Raw genomic sequence first — 19,536 nt, 5'->3', positions numbered from 1 at the left:
CCTGGTCGGCCAAGCCGCGGGGCAAGGTCCGGCCCGCAAATCCTGTGTCACCATGATAAGCGGGCCGGACCGCCTGGGTTCCGCTCGCCCTTCCCACCCGCGGCTGCCGTCCTTCCCGGCTGCATGCTTAAGTCAAATATATGTATTTCTCCAACTTATGTTTAAGGTACTAACGTCTCTTTAAAGTAGCGGCAAGAAAAATCAGTAACCAACAAATCAACCTCAAGACAGGAATCAAACGCCAGCTTAATCTATCGACGGTTTGTTTCGGCGTGCGCTGTCCACATCGCATGACTGGAGGCAGCGGGGCATAGGCTTATGAGAGTGAGCGGCGGCACGATTGGGCGCATTCGCGGGGGACGCTGCCGGCGGGGGTCAGTTGCCTCGCGCTGGCTTGCCTGCTCTCGGGCACGGCCTCGGCCATGACCTATTTCGTCAGCAGCGAGACGGACCTGCGTAACGCCATCACCCTGGCCAATGGCGACGGCGATCCCAGCCGGCGACGATAGATCGAAAAAGGCAACCAGCGGTCGCTGGTAACCATCCGACATCCATAGGAATTTAGTCTTGGATGGGGCGATTCTCGCAGGAGGTCGCGGTGGTTCGGCGCAACAAGGCAAAGCAATTATCTGAGTCAGAGCTGGAGCGGTTCATCATCGCGGCGGGAGCGCTGCACAGGAGCATCGTGGACCCGCTGATATCGACACAGTGCGATCATTACCGCTCCATGCAGACCTTGCATCGAGCGCTGTTGAAAGCGGTGAAGGACGTCACTGGGAAGGATGCCGCTTTTATCCGCTGGTTTGGGGCGGGGTCGCAGTAGACTGCTTCGCCGCAGCACTTCCGGTCTGCTCAATGCGCATCCGGCGGCGGCGCCTTCGGCGTCACGTTGCGCGGGAAATGGCACCAGCGCGGTGACAATGACGAAAGCCACCATCATGATCAGGAACGCGTCGGCACAGGCCATGGCGGAAGTCTCGCGATAGGCAATTTGCCAGAGCTGCTTCAGCGATGCGGCATGGCCTCGTGGACGGCGCCGTTGCTGCCGTCAAAGGCGAAAGGCCCTCGGTGCCTGCTGGCTTGGCTGTTCCTTGATGAAGGTGTCAAGACTGGTGCCGAAGGCACGCCAAGTTCCTACCTGCTTGCGGGAAGCGGTTTCGCCTTCCTTGCCAGTGATGGTGCTGCCCGCCACGGTCAGCCACATCGTCTCTAGTTTGCCGTCCCGCAATATGCCGGTGTAGCTCACCGCGGCGGGCCCGGCCGTACCCTCGCCGGCGGCTGTGACTCCAATCACGTCGCCATGCGCGATGCCGGATATCGGCACCGTCTGTCCATAGAAGCTGCTGTCTTCGAGTGCCGTGCGAAACGTGCCTTCGATCCGGCCGCCGTCCTCGCCGGTTATGTCGAGGACGGACCCATACTGATTACGCCATCTGCCAAGCCAAGGCATTCCGCTCCTCCACGACTATACCTCTTCGTCTTCGGCGGATTCGGGCCTGCATCTAACGCGCCGTTCTGGGCGGTCAAGTCACCGCCAAGATGTGGTCGGGACCAAGCAAGGCAGCCAGCTTGGGTCCGCAAATTGAAAAGGGGCGGCGCTGGCGCCGCCCCTTTCCCCCTGGGAGGATAAACTCTATCGACCGTTCAAGCGGCCTGCGCTTCGCCGGCGATGGCGTCGGCGGCACGGGCTGCCTTCAGCACTTTCGCCCACCAGGCGACGTCGTTGATCAGCGCCGCGGCAGCCTGGTTCAGATGCTCGATGTCCTCGAGCTTCTTCTCGCCTTGGCGAACCGCAAGGAAATCGCCCCAGGCGATATGCACGGCCGACTTGACCGGCGCCATCTGCAGCTCGACGGCGATCAGGCGGAGCTGCTCGACCGCGCGCGCGCCGCCGACCGAGCCATAGCCGACAAAGCCGGCCGGCTTCTTGTTCCATTCATTGGCGGCGTAATCGATGGCGTTCTTCAGGACACCAGTCGGCGCGTGATTGTATTCGGCGGCGGTGAAGATGAAGCCGTCGAATTCGGCGACCTTCTTCTGCCAGCGCTGCGCCACTTCGTTCTGCGACGGCGCCCAGGCGGAGGACGCGACTTCGTCGAAGAAGGGCAGCGGCCAGTCGCGCAGGTCGACGATCTCGACGTCGATATCGGCATGGGTCTTGGCGATCTTGGCGATCCACTGCGTCGGCACGTCGGCGAAGCGGGCGGCGCGCGTCGAACCGACGACAATGGCTATTTTCGGCTTGGACATAAGGGGCTCTCCTTGCGGGAATTTCTGGTATCGTTTGGATACCGGCGCTATATGTGATACTGACAAATCGGCGCGCAAGGAGGCACATTTTTGTTACTGAGGCACCCGCATATCACCGAGGACTGCCGAGCTGTGTCGGAAATCCTGCAGCGGGTCGGCGACAAATGGACCGTGCTCGTGGTCGGCAAGCTGGGTGACGGTGCGATGCGCTTCAACGAATTGCGCGCCGCCGTCGGCGGCATTTCGCAGAAGATGCTGACCACCACCTTGCGCGGTCTGGAGCGCGACGGCTTCGTCACGCGTAAGGTGTTTCCGACCATTCCGCCACGTGTCGATTACGAGCTGACCGAGCTCGGCCACGAGCTGCTCGTGCCGGTCGGCGCGCTCGGCGAATGGGCCCGCAAGAACACCAATCGGGTCCGTGAGGCGCGCGCGAAATTCGACAGCCGGCAGACCTGAAACCCTTATAGTTCAAAGGTTTCTGAACCATTGGATAAACCCTGCGGCCCGGCGCCGGGCCCGTGGTACCTTCCGGCTTTGACCGGATCCGCTGCCGCCCGCAGCCAGCCTCGCTGGGGTATCCGCGCAACCGTCTCCACAAGGATGACTGTCTTTAGCCGGCCACCGATCAAGCGCTTGGGATGGTGCTGCCGCAGCACGTCGTCGAGCAGTTCTCCGGCTGCGAGGCCTTCTTGTCGATCGCCTTCGGGCCCCTCATACAGGCGATGCGTGGAAGGTCTTTGCTGACCTCCGTATAGGCCGTTATGCCGAGCAGGCAGACCAGAGCAATAAGGGCTGCCACGAGCCAGCCGTTCAGCATGTGTTGACGCATTGTTTCTCCTCGCGCCCTCAAACTGAGGCGCGAAGGCAACCATTGGATGTCGCGGAGCGCATCTTCCGCGCGGGTGTTGTTACAAAACGGTAGCTTGGGAGAATCGGAGCCCGTCAGCTGTCTGCCGGAACCGGCTTCGGCTTGCCTTCGCCGTCGAGCGCCACCATGACGAAATCGGCATGGGTGACCTTTTCCATCAGGTCGGAAAGATAGCGCTGCGCCCAGGCCTCGACCTTGAGCACCATCGAGGTGCGGCCAACGCGCTCGACATGGGTGTAGATGCAGAGCGTGTCGCCGATCTTCATTGGCTTGGCGAAAGACATCTCCTTCACAGCCGCCGTCACGACGCGGCCCTTGGCGCGCTCGGCCGCGCGGATGCCGCAGGCAAGGTCCATCTGCGCCATCACCCAGCCGCCGAAAATATCGCCGGCGGCATTGGCGTCGGACGGCATGGCGAGCGTCCTCAAAGTGAGATCGCCGAGCGGCTTTCCGTCCGCGTAATGCACCATGGAGAAGTCCTTCAGCCGCTGTTCTCCTGAACCCGTACCAATGCGGTTGCGATGTCGCAAGCTCTGCTGTCAGCGAAAACCAAGCGCGCGGCGCGGTCGCTTTTTTCACAAGCCATGCCGGAAGCCACGGCGACGCCGCTAGCCGGCAATGTCTAGGGTAAGCCCACATTGCGGAGCCGCCCTTCCACCATGCAGACTTATGATTTCATTATCGTCGGCTCGGGTTCGGCCGGTTCGGTCGTTGCCGACAAACTGTCGGCTTCGGGCCGCTTCTCGGTGCTGGTGCTGGAGGCCGGCGGAACCGACCGGCGCTTCTACGTCCAGATGCCGCTCGGCTATGGCAAGACCTTCTTCGACCCGGCCGCCAACTGGAACTACAAGACCGAGCCCGATCCTGGCCTCGCGGGCAATGCCGACCACTGGCCGCGCGGCAAGCTGCTCGGCGGCTCCAGCTCTATCAACGCTATGGTCTTCATTCGCGGCGCGCGCGAGGATTTCGATGCCTGGGCCGCCGCCGGCAATCCCGGCTGGGCCTATGACGATCTTCTGCCCTCCTTCAAGGCGATGGAGGACAATGCGGCCGGCGCCGACCAATGGCGCGGCGTCGGCGGCCCCTTGCATGTCACCGACTGTTCGCGCGCCGTGCACCCGCTGACCAAGCGCTATCTCGCCGCTGCCCAGCAAGCCGGCCTGCCGCTCAACCCAGACTTCAACGGCGCCTCCCAGGAAGGCGTCGGCGTCTACCAGATCACGACCAAGAACGGTCGCCGCATGTCGGCCGCCCGCGCCTTCCTGCGGCCGGCGATGAAGCGCGGCAACGTCCGCGTCGAAACCAACGCGCTGGCAACAAAAATCCTGTTTGAGGGCAAGCGCGCCGTCGGCGTCGAGTATGAGCAGAACGGCAAGAAGAAGACGGTACGCGCCGGCCGCGAGGTGATCCTGTCGGGCGGCTCGGTCAACTCGCCGCAGCTGCTGCAGCTCTCCGGCGTCGGCCCCTCGGCGCTGCTGACCGGCCTCGGCATCCCGGTCGTCCACGCCAACGACAATGTCGGCGCCAATCTGCAGGACCATGTCGGCATCAACTACACTTTCAAGGGCAAGCTGCCGACGCTCAACCAGATCCTGCGGCCGTGGTGGGGCAAGCTGCTGGTCGGCATGCAATATATCCTCTTGCGCTCCGGTCCGCTGTCGCTGTCGATGAACAATGCCGGCGGCTTCTTCCGCACCGACCCGTCGATAGCGCGGCCGAACATGCAGCTTTATTTCCAGGCCTTCTCGACCGTCATCCCGAAGAGCGGCGAGCGTCCGATCCTGACGCCCGACCCATGGCCGGGTTTTTCCATCGGCCTTTCCAACTGCCGCCCGTCGAGCCGCGGCGAGATCATGATCCGCTCGAATAATCCGCGCAACTATCCAAGGATCACGGCCAACGCCTATTCGACCAATGCCGATGTCGACGAGATGCTGGCGGCGGTGAAGTTCGTGCGCAGGATCGCCGCAATGCCGGCGATGGCGGAGATCATCGAGGAAGAGGTTCTGCCTGGACCGTCGATCCAGTCGGACGCCGACCTCATCCAGGACTTCAGGAAACGCTCGGGCACCGTCTATCATCCCGTCTCGACCTGCCGCATGGGGCCGGACGCCGCGCGCGCCGTCGTCGATCCGCGGCTGAAGGTTCATGGGCTGGAAGGTTTGCGCGTCATCGACGCTTCGATTTTCCCCGACAACATCACGGGCAACACCAACGCCGCCTCGATCCTGACCGGATGGAAAGGCGCCGACCTGGTTCTGGAGGATCAGAAATGAAAGTCACCGACGTCAAGACCTGGGTTGTCGGCAATCCGCCGCCCGGCATCGGCGGCAAATATTTCATCTTCGTCAAGCTCACCACCGATGGCGGGGTGGTCGGCTATGGCGAGGCCTACAACGCCACCTTCTCGGCACATGTCACGGCCAAGATGATCGAGGACATGGCCGAGCGCTATCTCGTCGGCCGCGATCCGCACGACATCGAGAATCTGTTCCGGCGTATCTATTCCTCCGGCTTCACCCAGCGCCCCGACGTTTCCGGCATGGGCTGCTTCTCGGCGCTCGAAATGGCCTGCTGGGACATCATCGGCAAGGAAGCCGGCAAGCCTGTCTACAAGCTGCTGGGCGGCCAGGTGCATGAGACGCTGCGCTCCTACACCTATCTCTATCCGCACACCGGCAGCGTCCATTCGGAAGATGCGCGCGGCCAGAATGTCTACAACGACCCCGATATGGCCGCCGCCTGCGCGCTCGAATATGTCGAGCAGGGCTTCAACGCCGTGAAGCTCGACCCGGCCGGCCCCTACACCGCCTATGACGGCCACCAGCCACGCTTGATCGACATCGACCTCTCGGCGCGCATGATCAAGGCGATCCGCGAGGCGGTAGGAACGCGCGCCGACATCCTGTTCGGCACGCATGGCCAGTTCACCGCATCCGGCGCGCTGCGCATGGCGCGCGCCATCGAGCCTTACGATCCGCTCTGGTTCGAGGAACCGGTGCCGCCGGATATGCCCGAGGTGATGGCGCAGGTCGCCCGCGGCACCTCCATTCCCGTCGCCACCGGCGAGCGGCTGACCACCAAGTCCGAATTCGCCCGCGTCATCGAGAATCGCGCCGCGACCATCCTGCAGCCGGATCTCGGCCGCTCCGGCGGCATCCTGGAGACCAAGAAGATTGCCGCCATGGCCGAGGCCTACCACATCCAGGTGGCGCCCCATTGCTATTGCGGCCCGATCGTCGGCGCCGCCAACATCCAGCTTGCCGTCACGCTGCCCAATTTCCTGATCTTGGAATCGCTGAAGCAATGGGATGGCTTTCACGCCACGTTGCTCAAGAGGAAGATCGAATGGCAGGACGGCAACGTCATCCCCTCGAAGGAGCCCGGCCTCGGCGTCGAGCTCAATGAGGACGTCTGCGACGCGCATCCCTATAGCGGCAAGGACCTGCATCTGCAGATGATGCAGACGCCGCTGATGCCGTGAGCGCGCCCCCCGCCTACGCCTTCGTCGGCCTTGGCCATCTCGGCGGCAACCTTGCCGCCAGCCTGCTGCGCCACGGCTTCGCCGTCACCGTCGTCGACCGCGACCCGGCGGCGGTCGAGCGTTTTGTCGCGCTCGGCGCCACGGCGGCAAATAATCCCGCCGAGGCTGCTTCCCGCGCCGGCAACGCGATCACCTGCCTGCCCTCGCCGAAGGTCAGCGAGATGGTGCTCGCCGGCCCAGACGGATTGCTCCAGGGCCTGCCCGCGGGCGGCACCTGGATCGAGATGTCGACCAATGGCCGCGACGAGATATTGCGGCTTGCCGCGCTTGCTTCGGCAAAAGGAATCGAGACGCTGGAATGTCCGGTAACTGGCGGCGTGCACCTGGCCGCGGTGGGCAAGATCACCGCTCTCGTGGGCGGCGACGCTGCGCTTTACGAGCGGCATCGGCCGGCCATCGAGGCGATGTGCGCAAAATCCTTTCTGATGGGACCGGTCGGGTCGGCGGCGGTGATCAAGGTCATCACCAATATGCTGGCCTTCATCCATCTCGTAGCCGCCGGCGAGGCACTGATGCTCGCCAAGCAGGGCGGGCTCGACCTTGCGCAAGCCTATCACGCCATCGTCGCTTCGTCCGGCAACAGCTTCGTCCACGAGACCGAAAGCCAGCTCGTGCTCAACGGCTCCTACGACATCGGCTTCACCATGGACCTGGCGCTGAAGGACCTCGGCTTCGCGCTGGCGATGGGCAGGGATTTCGGCGTGCCGCTCGACCTGGCGACACGCGTCAGCGCGATCTTCGAGGAGGGCAAGCGCGCCTATGGCGGCGACGCTTGGTCGACCAAGATCGTCAAGCTGCTCGAGGACGCGGTAGGCGTGGAGCTTCGCGCGCCGGGCTTCCCGGCCAGACTCGAACTGTAACCCCGCAAATATTTAGCCAGCTGTCTCAAGCGTCTGGCGGTACCGGCTGAATCAAACTCTCAGCCGGTTGATTCAACCTCTCAAGGTCAGCGCGCCGGGCAGGATCTCGAAAGTCGCCGGAATCCGCCCCGGCGACTCGCCGTCTATATCGACCAGCGCTCCGTTCTTCTCCGCATCGCCAAGCGGCTCGACCAGCACCTTGCGGCCGCGCAGGATGGTGATGGCCGGATGATTGCGGTGACGCCCGCCATAAAGCAGCCGGATGTCGCGGATCAGCCCGAGCTTGTTCGTCGCCCCCACGATGACGATGTCGAACTGCCCGTCGGCGAGCTCGGCGTCGGGCGCGATCATCATGCCGCCGCCGAAGAACTTGCCGTTGGCGACCGCCACCAGCGCCATGCGCGCCTCGACCGGCTCGCCATCGTCTATGGTGATCCTGACATCCTGGAAGCGGTAGCGGAGGAACTCCACCACCGTGCGCCAGAAGAACAGCGCCTTGACCGAGATCCGACCCTTGCGCTTGTCGGCATTGACGGCGCGATCCGTTTCTCCGGACAGGCCAAGGCTGGCGATGTTGATGAAGTGGCGGCTGGCCAGCTTGCCCTGGTCGTCGATGTAGCAGATGCGACCGGCGTCGATCTTGCGGCCCTTGGCATCCGCCATATGCTTGACCGAGGCGTCTATGGAGCGCGGCATGCCGAGCCCGCGCGCGAAGTCGATGCCGGTGCCGCAGGGCAGAAGTCCAAGCGCGCTTTCGTGGCCGGTTTCGGATTGCGCCTGCAGCAGCCCGTCGGCCACCTCGCTGGCGGTGCCGTCCCCGCCGGCCGCGATCACCAGCCCGCATCCGCCGGCTGCGAGATCGATCGCCAATCGTTCCGCATCGCCGCCGGCTTGCGTCTCGCGCAGCTCGAAATCGCCGAAACTCGCCTTGAGCGATGCCGCCGCCTCTGGCCAATGCCGCTTGAGCCTGCCGCCGCCGGCTATCGGATTGAGAACCACCCCGACCTTCAAGCCGACCTCCCCCGAGGCACGTCGCGTAAATGCGCGGTGAAGTCCGCGCCGGCCCAAAGTCTTTGCCGGCCCAAACTCTTTTGCCGACATTGAAACGCGGACCGGGCAGCGGAGCAAGGCTCTAACATCCAAGGTCGCTAAAAAAGCGGGGGCAGGCTGTCTAAGAGGTTCGGCCGCCGAATTCCGAGGCTATTGCCTTTGGTCCCCGATAACCCCGCTATCCACAGGCGCCCCGTTATTCCCTGAATCCCTTACCCGGCGTACATTCAACCCATCTCAGGCGGCTACCGAACGCCCCAGCCGAAAGGCAAAAGCGCAAGGCGGATTTCCTGAGGCCCGTACGGCCCAGAACGAGAGCAGGTTTCGCCTGTTGGAGGGACGGATGCCGAGACCTACGGGTGCCGCGGAAAGCGTGCCAACGCCGACGGCGGACCGATGCTGCCATGAAGGCCGGAAAAGACCTTCGATGGCACGCTGGGCGAAGCCCGCAAGGGTGGAGGTCGGCGTGGTCTGGAACGGGCGCTGCCTTCGGGTGGTGACTGGCAGGACCGTCAAAATCAAGGCCGGCCTGGCGCGACGACTTTACGGAAGTTGCTGCCTTAACCGGTTCCTGATCTGACAGGGAGGCGCTGGGAGAAACCCCAGCGCCGACTGTCTTTTTGGGCTGTGCACCGCACCTGCCCGGCGTCGGCTACTGAAGCTTTCCGGCCACAGTCGCCGGTGGAGCAACCTTCGGAAACGTCCCGTCATCCACATTTCACAATCGCGGCCAAATCCCGCCTTGTTCGGCGCGGATTGATGCAGGCGGGTGAAGAGGGGCAATTTCGAAGGGACGAGACCGTGATCAAGACCGCCCTTGTCGCCATGACCATCGTCGGCTGCGACTGCGACGCCAAGCTGTGCGAATATATCGGTGAGACGCCGGCCAAATGGGCGACGATCGCCGACTGCGAAGCGGCAATGAAGAGCCAGATGCTGCACCAGCGCAATTTCAACTATCCGCTGGTTTCAGGCATCTGCCGCGTCAAGGGCTCGGCCTGTACCTCCGAGCTTGCCGCGAAAGCCTCCAGGCCGGATCTGAAGCCCAGGAACCGCGTCATCGAAACCATCGCCCCGCTGCCGCCCGAACTCGACCATCGCCCGAGCGTGCCGGTCGGCGCAACGGTGACCGCCAGCGAAACGGAATCGGCGAAGCCGGTTGCCTTCGACAGGTCGGTCGATGGCGGCCGCGCAGTGCTTTACCGCACCAAGGCCGGCTATGCCGTGGTCAAGACCGACCTCAGCCGCGCGGCCACCGCAACCGTGGACGCGGCCAAGCGGTCGGCGAGCTGGCTGGCGGGACTGACCGGGCTATAAGCCAGTCCGGGGTGTTTCGATGTTCAGGTGGGCCGGCCTCACCTGAATACCGTCGCAATGGCAAGCGTGCGCCGGCGACTTTGGTGGCTTGGTGACGAGCCGGGCTTCGATTGATAATGCCGACATAGTACAGGAAGATAGTGGCCTGGACCGGGGTTGGGGGGTGTCATGACAATTGCCGTTCGTATCGCGCTATGCCTGTTGCTGGCGCTCGCTCCCTTGCATGCCAGAGCAGAAGGCGACGACAAGGCCATGGTGATCGCCTCCGACGACGCCGAGATGGCGGCGGCGATCGAGAAGGCGCGATCCAGCCTGGATGAATTCCTGGCCTTGTCCGACACGCCGCCGCCGGCAACCGACAAGTTCAAGCTGAAGGTGATGATCACCGATGGGAATGCGACCGAGCATTTCTGGGTGATCCCCTTCAGGCGGACCGAGACCGGCTTCGTCGGCATATTGGCGAACGAGCCGGAAATCGTTCAAAACGTCGTCCTCGGCCAGAACATCGAATTCACCAGGGACGATATTTCCGACTGGGGCTACACCAGGAACGGCCGCCAGGTCGGCAGCGTTACCGTCTGCGTGATGCTCAAGAAGATGTCGAAGGAAGAGGCCGAGTACATGCGTACCCAATACGGCTTCGACTGCTGAGGTCTATACGCCCACTCCATCCCTCGCGCCGATCTTGCGCACCAGCGCAGCGGTGGCCAGCATGGCGCCGAGATCGGTGATCATCGGCGCGACATGCCTGTTGTAGTCGATCGGCTCGGAGATATCCGGAAGCTCAAAGAAGTTCTTCGAGCGCGGCATCAACAGAAAGCCGTCGCTGCCGCTGAGCGCCACTCGCGCCTGGTCGTAGGGCCATGTCTCGCGCAGCCAGGTCAGCGCCTGCGCCATCCGGCCGGTCACCAGCGGCCGCGCCGCCTCGATATTGTCGGTGCGGAATTCATAGGTATTATCGAGGTCGTCGACGCCGCATGACAGCTCCTGCATCTTGCCAGCGAACATGCCGCGGAAGAAATGCACCACCTTGCCGGCCTTGCGCGCCGCGACCAACGTTCCCGGGAACGGCTCGATGGTCTCGAAGGCGATGATGATGCCCTTGAAGGCGATCGTCTCGCTTTTGCCGGAGCCTTCCCAGAGCCTTGCCTCGTAGAGCTCGAAGGGGAAATCCTCGTAGCGCCCGGAAATAATGTCGTCGAAGCTTTGGCGGCTGAAAGCGCCGACCGTTTCGCGCGGCATCCTGTCGAAGGAGTTCGGCCGCGTGCCATGCTGGTAGCGCACGTCCCGCACGAAGCCGAAGATCATCGGCAGCAGCGTGTCGCGGAAAGATCGCTGCAGCCGGGCCGCCGGCCTCAGCGCTCGGAAATAGGCAAGCACCGCGACGGCGAGGCCGCCGATATAGAGAAAGACATGCGGCGTCGAGAGCCACTGTTCGTGAGGATCGGCGGCGGCGTTGAACAGCCAGGCTATCAGCGCGACGAAGACGACGACCAGGCCGACGAACACCGGCACCCGCCAGCGGACCTGTCTCCGGGCTGACGCCCGTTTCGCCTCATATTCCTCGATGCCGCGCCTGATGCCCGCGATCACCGCCTCGCTCGGCATGAAATCCGCTGCTTCCATGGCCACCCCCGGCCGCCGCTGAGATGCGGCCATGATAGCGGCTTTTACGTGAAAGTCGCCTGCGCTCGATGCGGTCGGGAGCTAGCTGTCCGAAGCGGGAAAATCGCCTCCAGCCGGGCTGCGACCTGTTGCTTGAGCCGGCCGTCCAGAGCCTCGACCGGGACCAGCCGCTCATGGCCTTTATCGGCGAGGCGCATGAAGAAATGCTGCCCGTAGCCGGCGATCAGGCCGCGTGTGCCGGCATCGGCGCTGACATCGACAATAAGGATGGAGCCGATGCGCCCGGGCCATGGCTGTGTGGCCAGGGCGGTTCCGAGGAAGTCGCCAAGGCCATAGGCAATCACGCTGCCGCCGATGCGCTCGATAGGTTGCACGACATGCGCGTGATGCCCGGCGATCAGCCGGACGCCGTGATCCGCCAGCCGCCTCGCCAGCGCCCGGGTCTGCGGCCTCGGAAAGTGCCGGAACTCCCAGTCCCAATGCGGCACGGCGCAAGTGAGATCGATGCCGGGAACAGCCTCGCGCGGCCATTCGGCGGCTCGCATCGAGATGCGTTCCTCGAAGGGCATGGCGTCCGTGTTGCGCCAGAGCGTGAAGGCCGCGAAGCCGATCGTCAGCGATCCGGCTGCATGATTCTGGACAGGCCCGCCGGCAACCGTGCCGATGGTTCCGATCCCGAGCCGTTTCAAGGCCGCCAGCGTTTCCTCGAAGCCGGCAATCCCCTGGTCGAGCACATGGTTGTTGGCCAGGGATAGAACGAGCCTGTCGCGCGCGATACCGGCGGCTGCGAGCGCATCGGCCAGGAAACGCTCACTCATAGCGTGATGCGTGCCGAGCCATGTGCCCATGATCGCGCGTGGCCGCTCGACGATCGGGCTTTCGCAATTGCCGACCACGAGGTCGGCGGATGAAAGCAGCGTCGCGATTGTCGGATCGCATTCCGGCGTGTCGCGATTGGCGACCGCAGAGATGTCGCCGACGAAGGCCAACCGCACCGTCTGGAGCGGCAGCGGGTCGATGAGCACCGCCGCAGACGCCGCGAAACCGTTCCTGTCGCCGGCAAGCGACGGTCTCAGCAGGCGCGGCAGCCACGACAGTTTGTAGGCAAGCGGATAGTTCGACACGGGCCCATCCATTTTCGCCCTGTGTAGACTGTATGACGGACCGGTTGAAGCGGGTCGCCGGCGATCTTGCGGGCAGGCATCTCGGCCTGATCGAAATACGTGTATGCTCGCCTTGTCATGAAGTGGAGGGCGATGACGATGCTTAGAGCGATCCTCGCAGCGGTCTTGTTTGCAGTGCTGCCGGCGTCCTTCGCCTGGGCGGAGATGCCGGACGCAGCCAAGTCCATGTTCGAGGCAAAGAGCGTGGCCGACCGGAACACGGCACTGTCGACTTTGGAGGCGGCAGCGGCCAGGGACCCGGCCTCGGCCTTTGCGGCCGGCGCCGGCGAATTCTTCACCGCGCTCGAGCTCCTCGCCGGCGGCCTGCATCGCCACGGTTTCGAGAGCCCGAAATCCTTCATGCTGCCGCTGATGCAGTTGCCCGTGCCCGACAATCCCAACCCGCAGCCGCTGACCTACGAAGAATTCCGCGCCATCCTGGTCGCCTTCCGTGACCGGCTCGAAAAATCCGCCGCCACGCTCGGCTCGGTCCCGGCCAATGCCGACATCGGCATGGTGGTCGATCTCACCCGTCTCGGCATCGATCTCAACGAAGACGGCGCCATTGCGCAGGACGAAAGCTTCGCCGCCATCATGGCGTCGCTCTCGCGCGGCGGCATCGACACGAGCAATGCCGCGCCTTCGCTTACCTTTCGCTTCGACCGCGCCGACGGTTTCTGGCTGCAAGGCTACGCCGAGTTCCTGATGGCGCAGGCCGATTTCTGGCTGGCGCATGATTTCCGCAACGCCTTCGATGGCTCCTTCCACATGCTGTTCCCGCGCGCCAAACTGCCGCTGCAGGACGCGCTGGTGCCGCTGGACGGCGGCATGAGCGGCAACATATTCGCCTCGGAATGGCGCTTCGCCGACTTCGTCTCGCTGGTGCATCTCGTCAACTGGCCGGTGATCGAGCCGGAACGCCGCCAAGCCGCGCGACGCCACCTGCTGGAGATGATCCGGCTGTCGCGCGAAGACTGGAAGTCGATCCTGACCGAGACCGACAATGATCGGGAATGGCTGCCGGGACCGCAGCAGAAGGGCGTCAACCCGCTGACCGGCCTCGAGGTCGGCGAGGAACAGGTGCAGGCCTGGCTCGCCACGCTGACGGTGGCCGAGGATCTTCTCGAAGGCCGCGTGCTGCTGCCGCATTTCCGCATCACCGGCAAGGGCATCAACATGAAGCGCTTCTTCGACGAACCGAAACCTTTTGACCTCGTCCTGTCGATCACCGGCCCCGGCATTGCGCCCTATCTCGAAAGCGGCAAGATCCTCACCAGCGACGATTTCGACCAGATCCAGCGCGAGTTCGGCGGCGCCGGCTTCTTGACGTTTGCGCTGTGGTTCAATTGAGGACCTATCCCACAGCTAAAGAATAGCTCCCTGATAAAGCACCGCTTCCGCCTCCTCCGGCGCGAAGCGCCGCGCCAAAGTGCGAAAGGCGCTGTGGACGCCATCGCGGTCGAGGTTGCAGCTTCTGAGATGGCGGATGGCCAGCGTCGGATCGAATTCGGTGCGTCCGTGCAGGACCCGCTGATTGTCGAAGACTAGCACCTCGCCGGGCTGCAACTGGTGCTGGAACTGGTTCGCTGGATCGCAGATCAGCCGCGTCAGTTCGGCAAGCGCCGCGATCAGGCCATCGACCTTATCGCTGGGTCCGGCCTGCGGGGCCAGGCAGCGGTCATTGTAGCGTATGCCGGTGACCGCGCCGCTGGCGTCGAGGCTGATGACATGCGCCTCGGCGCTGAAGAACACTTCACCGGCATGCTCGCGATGGAAGGTGACGCCATGACGGGTCAGCAGGTCGAAGAGCTCCGGTCTGTTCCTGCGCATCCGCTCGGCGACTTGGAAACCATCGACCATCAGCGACGTGCCGCCGCTGCCAGCGCCGGTTCTGATGGCGTGGAAGAAGATGAAGCCCGGCGGGGAATAGCGGAACGGCTCGTCGGTATGCGGGATCTGCGCGCGCGCCGTCTCTCCGGCTACCCGCGCGTCCGGCCGTGAGATGAGATCGAACACCTTGCCGTAGCTGGTCTCGCGCACGGGGCCGTAGCGGCCGGCGACACGCAGCGTCGCCTCCGGCTCAGCCGGAACGCCCGTCAGCATGGCGATGCCGTGATCGCGCAAAGCGCGCAGGGATTGGAACAGCACCTCGTCGTCCTCAACCACCGCGTCGAAGGCGAAACGGCGGAGCCGAGCCGCGAGGTCGCTGCTCCATAGGTCTGGCCGAAAGCGTGGTGCGCCAAGGCCTGCGGCCTGCCCGGCATGAGCGGCCAGAAACTCCGCCGCGAAGCGCGAGACATGACTGTCCTGCCAAACCACGTCCATCGTCCCGTCGGACGAAATTTCGATCGACGTTGCCCGGATATCGGCGGGAACGTCCGCCGGCGTCAGCCAGCGCTTGCCCGAGGCGGTATCGCCGCATATCCCGCATTCGCAGGCAAGCCGCAGCCACCGCATCGACAGCCGGCCGGCGCTGCCGTCGTCGAATTCCACCGCGATGCGTGTTCCTTCGTTGCGCATCGCTCGCAAGGAGCGCGGTGTCCCAAAAGCCCGACCGGCTGGGGCAGACTGCGTTTGCATATCGAGCATCGTAATGGCTTTCCTGGATTGAGTTGCCTTCAACAACGCTAGGCCGCGGCCGACTTTTTCTGCAAACGAGTTTGCTTTCCCAAGTTTTGAGTTAAGCTCAATCCATGACGCTTCTTCGCGACCTTCCGCTGTCGGCTTTGCGCGCGCTGGCCGCTGCCGCGCGCACCGGCAGTCTCACCCGCGCCGCCGAGGAGCTTGGCGTCACGCCGGGGGCTGTCGGCCATCAGTTGCGGCAGCTGGAGGATCGTCTCGGCATCAAGCTGGTCAGGCGCGAGGGCAACGGCATTGCGCTCACGCGCATTGCCGAGGCGGCGCTGCCCGACATCGACCGCGGCTTCGACGCGCTGGCCTCCGGCTTGCGGCGGCTGCGTTTCGAGCGCCGTGCCGATACGTTCACCATCGCGGCCGATCCCTCCTTTTCCTCACTATGGCTGGCGCCGCGACTTGACCGCGTCCGCGCGGCGCTCGGCAAGCTGGACGTGCGCATCGTCGTGTCGATCGCCTTGGACTCGATGCTGGAGGAAGGTGTCGACCTCGCCATCAGCTACCGGAACAGCTCGGCAAGGCATCTCGCATCGGCCGACCTCTTCACCGAAAGGGTGATCCCGGCCTGCGCCCCGGCGCTGATCCGCAACCGCGCCGATCAGGACGGCGCCGAACTGCTCGACCGCCTGTCCCTCCTCCACATAGACCAGACGATGGGCGACGACGTTTACCCCACATGGGCAAACTGGTTCGCCGCCGCCGGCCGCCGGCGCAAGAACATCGACCACGGACCCCGGTTCCCCTTGACTGTCCTGGCCGCGCAGGCGGCGATCTCCGGCATGGGCGCGCTGCTTGCCAGCGAACTGGTGCTGAGGGAGCATCTCGGCTCCGGGCAGCTCGTCGAGATAGCCCGCGAGATTCCGGCATTGACCATCAAGCGCCGTCTGGTCTGGCCGATGGACGGACCGAAGGCCCGCCGCGCCAGCGCCGTCGCCGCGGCGCTCGCCAATGCGGACGCGGACAGTCTCAGGCGCATCGAGTCATGACGCCTCTCCTGACAGCCTTCTGTCAGCAGCGTCCATGCCCGGCCGGAGCCCTCTCACTCGGCTCTTTCCATTTCGGCCGAGTCCACCCATATTCGGGCCATGGCCAGACATCCTGACAAGAAGACGCCTTCGCAAGACGGCGCGCCGAAGCGGCGCAGTCCGCTCACCGAATTCCTCGATGCCGCCGAGCCGTTGAAGCCCGGTGGCTTCGCCGAGGCGCCGCAGGCCGAGTTTTCGGGCGCGCCGCTGACCGGCTCGATCTCCGATTGGGCCGGACAGATCGAGCGGGAGGCGGAAAGGCAGCCGAAGGCGAAAGCCCCGAAGAAGATCCCCGAACGCTCGTCGGCGCCCGGGCGCACCGCTCGCGGCACCTCGATGGGCGGCGCCGCTTCGGCGAAGGAGCGCGCGGCCGCCGGCCTCAACCCGGTGGCCGGCCTCGACATCAGCCTGGAAGATGCCGAGTCGGTTTCGTCCAGCGGCGTCACGGCGACCGTCGCCGCGCTGTCGAAACTGATCGAATCCGGCAATCCGCTGCACAAGGACGGCCAGCTCTGGACGCCGCATCGTCCGGCCCGGCCGGAAAAGTCCGAAGGCGGCATTGCCATCAAGATGGTGTCGGATTTCGAGCCCGCCGGCGACCAGCCGACCGCCATCAAGGACCTCGTCGAAGGCGTCGAGCAGAACGACCGCACCCAGGTGCTGCTCGGCGTCACCGGCTCGGGCAAGACCTTCACCATGGCCAAGGTGATCGAGGAGACGCAGCGCCCTGCCCTGATCCTGGCGCCCAACAAGACGCTGGCCGCGCAGCTCTATGCCGAGTTCAAGAAGTTCTTCCCCGAGAACGCGGTCGAGTATTTCGTCTCCTACTACGACTATTACCAGCCGGAGGCCTACGTCCCGCGCACCGACACCTATATCGAGAAGGAATCCTCCATCAACGAGCAGATCGACCGGATGCGCCACTCGGCGACGCGCTCGCTGCTCGAACGCGACGACGTCATCATCGTCGCCTCGGTCTCCTGTATTTACGGTATCGGCTCGGTCGAGACCTATACGGCGATGACCTTCCAGATGCAGGTCGGCGACCGGCTCGACCAGCGCTCGCTTCTCGCCGACCTCGTCGCCCAGCAGTACAAGCGCCAGGACGTCAACTTCGTGCGCGGCTCTTTTCGCGTGCGCGGCGACACGATCGAGATCTTCCCGGCCCACCTTGAGGACCGCGCCTGGCGCATATCGATGTTCGGCGACGAGATCGAGGCGATCACCGAATTCGATCCGCTGACCGGCCAGAAGACCGGCGAGCTGAAGAGCGTCAAGATCTACGCCAACTCGCATTATGTGACGCCGCGGCCGACCTTGAATCAGGCTATCAAGTCGATCAAGGAAGAATTGCAGCATCGCCTGCAAGAGCTTGAAAAGGCTGGTCGTTTGCTGGAAGCGCAGCGGTTGGAGCAGCGCACGCGCTTCGATCTCGAGATGCTGGAGGCGACAGGCTCCTGCGCCGGCATCGAGAACTATTCGCGCTATCTCACCGGACGCCGGCCGGGCGAGCCGCCGCCGACCTTGTTCGAATATGTGCCGGACAATGCGCTGATCTTCATCGACGAGAGCCACGTCACGATTCCGCAGATAGGCGGCATGTATCGCGGCGACTTCCGCCGCAAGGCGACCCTGGCGGAGTACGGTTTCCGCCTGCCCTCCTGCATGGACAACCGGCCGCTGCGCTTCGAGGAATGGGATGCCATGCGTCCTCTCTCCGTCGCGGTTTCGGCGACGCCCGGGGCCTGGGAACTCGAGCAGTCCGGCGGCGTCTTCGCCGAGCAGGTCATCCGCCCGACCGGTCTGATCGACCCGCCGGTCGAGGTGCGCCCGGCCAAGAGCCAGGTCGACGATGTCGTCGGCGAAATCCGCGAGACCACCAGGCTGGGCTACCGCACGCTGGTCACCGTTCTCACCAAGCGCATGGCCGAGGACCTCACCGAATATCTGCACGAGAACGGCATCCGCGTCCGCTACATGCACTCCGACATCGACACGCTGGAGCGCATCGAGATCCTGCGCGACCTGCGCCTCGGCGCCTTCGACGTGCTGGTCGGCATCAACCTGCTGCGCGAAGGCCTCGATATCCCCGAATGCGGCTTCGTCGCCATCCTCGATGCCGACAAGGAAGGTTTCTTGCGCTCGGAGACCTCGCTGATCCAGACCATCGGCCGCGCCGCCCGCAATGTCGACGGCAAGGTCATCCTCTATGCCGACCAGATCACCGGCTCGATGGAACGCGCGATGGCGGAGACCAACCGCCGCCGCGAGAAGCAGATGGAGTGGAACGCCGCCAACGGCATCACGCCGGAATCCGTCAAATCGCGCATCGCCGACATTCTCGACTCGGTCTACGAGAAGGACCATGTCCGTGCCGATATCTCGGATTTCACCGACAATGCCGGCGCCATGATCGGCAACAATCTGAAGACCCACCTCGAGGCGCTCGACAAGCAGATGCGCGATGCCGCCGCCAATCTCGACTTCGAGAAGGCCGCCCGCATCCGCGACGAGATCAAGCGGCTGCGCGAAATGGAGCTTGCCATCTCCGACGATCCGCTGGCGCGTGAGGTGGAAAGCCAGAGCCCCGCATCGGGCCGCGAGAAGGGCAAGCACAACAAAGGCGTGGCCAGACATCGCACGGCCGAGGAACAGGAGCGTTTCCGCCGGCTCGACGAAGCGCGCGCCGCCGAGGAGGCGGCCAGGGCGTCCCGGCCCAACATGTTCCGCAAGCCGCATCTGGACGAGATGGGCGCCGACGGCGCCGTGCCGGTGAAGAAGCCGCTCTTCGCCAAGCCCTCGCTCGACGACATGGGCCCCGGCACGGATATGGCGACGCCCGCCGGCGCGGTGTCGCGCTCGCTGTTCAAGAAGCAGACGGCGCAGGAAGCGCACGGTTCCGATTTCGGCATTCCCGGCGACCGGACCAAGCCCTTGTTCCGGAAGAACTCGCTCGACGAGATGACGGTGCGCCGCACGGAAAAACCCGTTGAAGGAAAAATGCCGACGAAGCCAAGGCCAATCTCGGGAGTTGGCGAGGCGGACCGGGGCACGAAAGAACGCGACGACAAGCCAATTGTCCGCCAACGCTCAGGCATCGGCTCCTACGAGGACCCGGCCGACGAGCGCCGTCAAAAGCGTCGGCCGGGCAAGACCGGACGGCCGGGGCGATAGGCCCAGCGGGCTCTGAACTTTT

The 19,536-nt window shown here is 64.3% G+C and carries 18 protein-coding genes; 9 read left to right on the top strand and 9 right to left on the bottom strand.

Features of this window, described 5'->3' with window-relative positions; genetic code table 11:
- Positions 1-634: 634 nt before the first annotated feature.
- The 3 genes from P9273_RS32280 to P9273_RS13620 form a co-directional block, all read right to left on the bottom strand.
- A complete protein-coding gene (locus P9273_RS32280; RefSeq protein WP_336619388.1) occupies positions 635-967 on the bottom strand; it encodes a hypothetical protein in 333 nt (110 codons plus the stop codon).
- Between the two features lie 81 nt (positions 968-1,048).
- Positions 1,049-1,450, bottom strand: a complete 402-nt coding sequence (locus P9273_RS13625; RefSeq protein WP_278049373.1) for an avidin/streptavidin family protein — start codon at positions 1,448-1,450, stop codon at positions 1,049-1,051.
- 194 nt (positions 1,451-1,644) lie between these two features.
- The gene (locus P9273_RS13620; protein WP_278049372.1) at positions 1,645-2,250 is read right to left on the bottom strand and encodes an NADPH-dependent FMN reductase; all 606 of its coding nucleotides are present in this window, start codon (positions 2,248-2,250) and stop codon (positions 1,645-1,647) included.
- 90 nt (positions 2,251-2,340) lie between these two features.
- On the opposite strand from P9273_RS13620, the gene P9273_RS13615 reads away from it, so the two are divergent.
- Positions 2,341-2,709: a winged helix-turn-helix transcriptional regulator gene (locus P9273_RS13615; RefSeq protein ID WP_040996799.1), complete on the top strand. Its 369-nt coding sequence runs from the start codon at positions 2,341-2,343 to the stop codon at positions 2,707-2,709.
- A 169-nt stretch (positions 2,710-2,878) separates the two neighbouring features.
- On the opposite strand, the gene P9273_RS13610 is transcribed toward P9273_RS13615, so the two are convergent.
- The gene (locus P9273_RS13610; RefSeq protein ID WP_278049371.1) at positions 2,879-3,082 is read right to left on the bottom strand and encodes a hypothetical protein; all 204 of its coding nucleotides are present in this window, start codon (positions 3,080-3,082) and stop codon (positions 2,879-2,881) included.
- 113 nt (positions 3,083-3,195) lie between these two features.
- Complete coding sequence (locus tag P9273_RS13605; RefSeq protein ID WP_040996801.1) at positions 3,196-3,591, bottom strand: acyl-CoA thioesterase; 396 nt, start codon at positions 3,589-3,591, stop codon at positions 3,196-3,198.
- 189 nt (positions 3,592-3,780) lie between these two features.
- Here P9273_RS13605 and P9273_RS13600 point away from each other — a divergent pair, with 189 nt between their 5' ends.
- From P9273_RS13600 to P9273_RS13590, 3 genes are read left to right on the top strand one after another with little or no spacing between them, the layout of a single operon-like run.
- On the top strand, positions 3,781-5,397 hold the full coding sequence (locus P9273_RS13600) for a GMC family oxidoreductase (RefSeq protein WP_278049370.1): 1,617 nt from the start codon (positions 3,781-3,783) through the stop codon (positions 5,395-5,397).
- Entirely contained in the window at positions 5,394-6,605 is a 1,212-nt protein-coding gene (locus P9273_RS13595; protein WP_278049369.1) for a mandelate racemase/muconate lactonizing enzyme family protein, read from the top strand. The genes P9273_RS13600 and P9273_RS13595 overlap by 4 nt, the downstream gene beginning before the upstream one ends.
- A complete protein-coding gene (locus P9273_RS13590; RefSeq protein ID WP_278049368.1) occupies positions 6,602-7,525 on the top strand; it encodes an NAD(P)-dependent oxidoreductase in 924 nt (307 codons plus the stop codon). Before P9273_RS13595 ends, P9273_RS13590 begins: the two co-directional genes overlap by 4 nt.
- A 72-nt stretch (positions 7,526-7,597) precedes the next feature.
- Here P9273_RS13590 and P9273_RS13585 read toward each other — a convergent pair whose 3' ends face one another.
- Positions 7,598-8,536 (bottom strand): diacylglycerol/lipid kinase family protein, encoded by a 939-nt coding sequence (locus tag P9273_RS13585; RefSeq protein ID WP_278049367.1) that lies wholly within the window; start codon positions 8,534-8,536, stop codon positions 7,598-7,600.
- Positions 8,537-9,376: 840 nt separating this feature from the next.
- On the opposite strand from P9273_RS13585, the gene P9273_RS13580 reads away from it, so the two are divergent.
- On the top strand, positions 9,377-9,892 hold the full coding sequence (locus P9273_RS13580) for a hypothetical protein (RefSeq protein WP_278049366.1): 516 nt from the start codon (positions 9,377-9,379) through the stop codon (positions 9,890-9,892).
- Between the two features lie 168 nt (positions 9,893-10,060).
- Positions 10,061-10,543: a YegJ family protein gene (locus P9273_RS13575; protein ID WP_278049365.1), complete on the top strand. Its 483-nt coding sequence runs from the start codon at positions 10,061-10,063 to the stop codon at positions 10,541-10,543.
- A gap of 3 nt (positions 10,544-10,546) precedes the next feature.
- On the opposite strand, the gene P9273_RS13570 is transcribed toward P9273_RS13575, so the two are convergent.
- A complete protein-coding gene (locus P9273_RS13570; protein ID WP_278049364.1) occupies positions 10,547-11,518 on the bottom strand; it encodes a DUF3137 domain-containing protein in 972 nt (323 codons plus the stop codon).
- Between the two features lie 44 nt (positions 11,519-11,562).
- Positions 11,563-12,642: a CapA family protein gene (locus P9273_RS13565; RefSeq protein ID WP_278049363.1), complete on the bottom strand. Its 1,080-nt coding sequence runs from the start codon at positions 12,640-12,642 to the stop codon at positions 11,563-11,565.
- 138 nt (positions 12,643-12,780) lie between these two features.
- Here P9273_RS13565 and P9273_RS13560 point away from each other — a divergent pair, with 138 nt between their 5' ends.
- A complete protein-coding gene (locus tag P9273_RS13560) occupies positions 12,781-14,031 on the top strand; it encodes a hypothetical protein (RefSeq protein ID WP_442920220.1) in 1,251 nt (416 codons plus the stop codon).
- Positions 14,032-14,046: 15 nt separating this feature from the next.
- On the opposite strand, the gene P9273_RS13555 is transcribed toward P9273_RS13560, so the two are convergent.
- On the bottom strand, positions 14,047-15,201 hold the full coding sequence (locus P9273_RS13555) for a clavaminate synthase family protein (protein ID WP_278049361.1): 1,155 nt from the start codon (positions 15,199-15,201) through the stop codon (positions 14,047-14,049).
- 173 nt (positions 15,202-15,374) lie between these two features.
- Between P9273_RS13555 and P9273_RS13550 the strand changes: the two genes are divergently transcribed.
- Both P9273_RS13550 and uvrB read left to right on the top strand, forming a co-directional pair.
- Positions 15,375-16,301, top strand: a complete 927-nt coding sequence (locus P9273_RS13550; protein WP_278049360.1) for a LysR substrate-binding domain-containing protein — start codon at positions 15,375-15,377, stop codon at positions 16,299-16,301.
- 99 nt (positions 16,302-16,400) lie between these two features.
- A complete protein-coding gene (gene uvrB / locus P9273_RS13545; RefSeq protein ID WP_278049359.1) occupies positions 16,401-19,514 on the top strand; it encodes an excinuclease ABC subunit UvrB in 3,114 nt (1,037 codons plus the stop codon).
- Positions 19,515-19,536: the final 22 nt, after the last annotated feature.

Source organism: Mesorhizobium sp. WSM4935 (genome assembly GCF_029625735.1).
GTDB lineage: Bacteria > Pseudomonadota > Alphaproteobacteria > Rhizobiales > Rhizobiaceae > Mesorhizobium.
This window is presented reverse-complemented; position numbering and strand designations above follow the sequence as displayed.